The sequence below is a fragment of the Paucibacter sediminis genome (assembly GCF_030254645.1).
GTDB classification, from domain to species: domain Bacteria; phylum Pseudomonadota; class Gammaproteobacteria; order Burkholderiales; family Burkholderiaceae_C; genus Paucibacter_B; species Paucibacter_B sediminis.
On record NZ_CP116346.1, the window covers coordinates 3,260,001 to 3,262,500 of the forward strand.

General features: G+C 51.1%; 2 rRNA genes (1 of these 2 running past the window's edge). Both read left to right on the forward strand.

What is annotated here, in order from left to right:
- Window positions 1-1,863: ribosomal RNA gene (locus tag PFX98_RS15110) — 23S ribosomal RNA — on the forward strand; it begins 1,017 nt to the left of the window's first position.
- A 195-nt stretch (window positions 1,864-2,058) separates the two neighbouring features.
- A 5S ribosomal RNA gene (gene rrf, locus PFX98_RS15115) occupies window positions 2,059-2,171 on the forward strand.
- Window positions 2,172-2,500: the final 329 nt, after the last annotated feature.

Consider the following 2,500-nt stretch of genomic DNA (forward strand, 5'->3'; position numbering starts at 1 on the left):
GAAACGAAGTGGGAAGGCTAAAACAGTCAGGATGTTGGCTTAGAAGCAGCCATCATTTAAAGAAAGCGTAATAGCTCACTGATCGAGTCGTCCTGCGCGGAAGATGTAACGGGGCTAAGCCAGTTACCGAAGCTGCGGATGTGCAATTTATTGCACGTGGTAGGAGAGCGTTCTGTAAGCCTGTGAAGGTGGGTTGTGAAGCCTGCTGGAGGTATCAGAAGTGCGAATGCTGACATGAGTAGCGTTAAAGGGGGTGAAAAGCCCCCTCGCCGTAAGCGCAAGGTTTCCTACGCAACGTTCATCGGCGTAGGGTGAGTCGGCCCCTAAGGCGAGGCAGAGATGCGTAGCTGATGGGAAACAGGTAAATATTCCTGTACCGATCTGTAGTGCGATGTGGGGACGGAGAAGGTTAGCTCAGCCAACTGTTGGAATAGTTGGTTCAAGCATGTAGGCGTGCCCTCTAGGCAAATCCGGAGGGCTTAGCTGAGGTGTGATAACGAGTCTGCTTGCAGACGAAGTGAGTGATACCCTGCTTCCAGGAAAAGCCACTAAGCTTCAGCTACAGACGACCGTACCGCAAACCGACACTGGTGCGCGAGATGAGTATTCTAAGGCGCTTGAGAGAACTCTGGAGAAGGAACTCGGCAAATTGACACCGTAACTTCGGAAGAAGGTGTGCCTTTAGTAGGTGAACCATTTACTTGGGGAGCCCAATGAGGCCGCAGAGAATCGGTGGCTGCGACTGTTTATTAAAAACACAGCACTCTGCAAAGACGAAAGTCGACGTATAGGGTGTGACGCCTGCCCGGTGCTGGAAGATTAAATGATGGGGTGCAAGCTCTTGACTGAAGTCCCAGTAAACGGCGGCCGTAACTATAACGGTCCTAAGGTAGCGAAATTCCTTGTCGGGTAAGTTCCGACCTGCACGAATGGCGTAACGATGGCCACACTGTCTCCTCCAGAGACTCAGCGAAGTTGAAATGTTTGTGATGATGCAATCTCCCCGCGGAAAGACGGAAAGACCCCATGAACCTTTACTGTAGCTTTACATTGGACTTTGAACAGATCTGTGTAGGATAGGTGGGAGGCTTTGAAGTAGGGACGCTAGTTTCTATGGAGCCAACGTTGAAATACCACCCTGGTGTGTTTGAGGTTCTAACCTTGGTCCCTTATCGGGATTGGGGACAGTGTATGGTGGGCAGTTTGACTGGGGCGGTCTCCTCCCAAAGTGTAACGGAGGAGTTCGAAGGTACGCTAAATACGGTCGGAAATCGTGTTGATAGTGCATTGGCATAAGCGTGCTTGACTGCGAGACTGACAAGTCGAGCAGGTACGAAAGTAGGACAAAGTGATCCGGTGGTTCTGTATGGAAGGGCCATCGCTCAACGGATAAAAGGTACTCTGGGGATAACAGGCTGATACCGCCCAAGAGTTCATATCGACGGCGGTGTTTGGCACCTCGATGTCGGCTCATCTCATCCTGGGGCTGTAGCCGGTCCCAAGGGTATGGCTGTTCGCCATTTAAAGAGGTACGTGAGCTGGGTTTAAAACGTCGTGAGACAGTTTGGTCCCTATCTTCCGTGGGCGCTGCAAGATTGAGAGAGCCTGCTCCTAGTACGAGAGGACCGGAGTGGACGCACCTCTGGTGTATCGGTTGTCACGCCAGTGGCATCGCCGAGTAGCTAAGTGCGGAAGAGATAACCGCTGAAAGCATCTAAGCGGGAAACTCGTCTCAAGATGAGTCTTGCCGGGGCCTAGAGCCCCCTGAAGGGTCGTTCGAGACCAGGACGTTGATAGGCTGGGTGTGGAAGCGCAGTAATGCGTTAAGCTAACCAGTACTAATTGCCCGTGAGGCTTGACCCTATAACTTTGACAGTTCGAAAGAGCAAGTCAGAGCTTATTGAGGTAAGCACAAGTTATGCTGTTCTTCAGAAGTCTGAATTGAACGCAATCAAAATCAAAGCTGATTCGAAGCGCGCAAGAGCCAACGCCCTTGTATAATGCGCAACTCTACAAATTGGGTAAGTTGTTCCAGCAACAACTTGCCAACCAGTTAAGCCTGATGACCATAGCGAGTTGGTCCCACTCCTTCCCATCCCGAACAGGACAGTGAAATGACTCAGCGCCGATGATAGTGCGGATTCCCGTGTGAAAGTAGGTCATCGTCAGGCTAATATCCGAAGACGCCCAGTCGCAAGACTGGGCGTTTCCATCTGTGTCAGCAGATGCAAGCGTTCTCGAGATCGACTCGCGAGTGTTTGCACTTGCTGATGTGCCAGGCGCAGGCCTGGTGCTCGCAGATCCGAAGCGTGCAAATTAGTTTGCAATAAGGGTTGACGATAGTAATAAAATCGTCAATAATCTCGCTTCTGTGCTGATCGCTGATCAGCGCCAAGCAAGTCGACAGACAGCTTGATGTTCTTTAAGAATTCACAGCCGATAAGCGTGGGCGTTTGAAGGTGAGTTTTGATGCTCGGTGACGAGTATCAAGTCTCTTAGA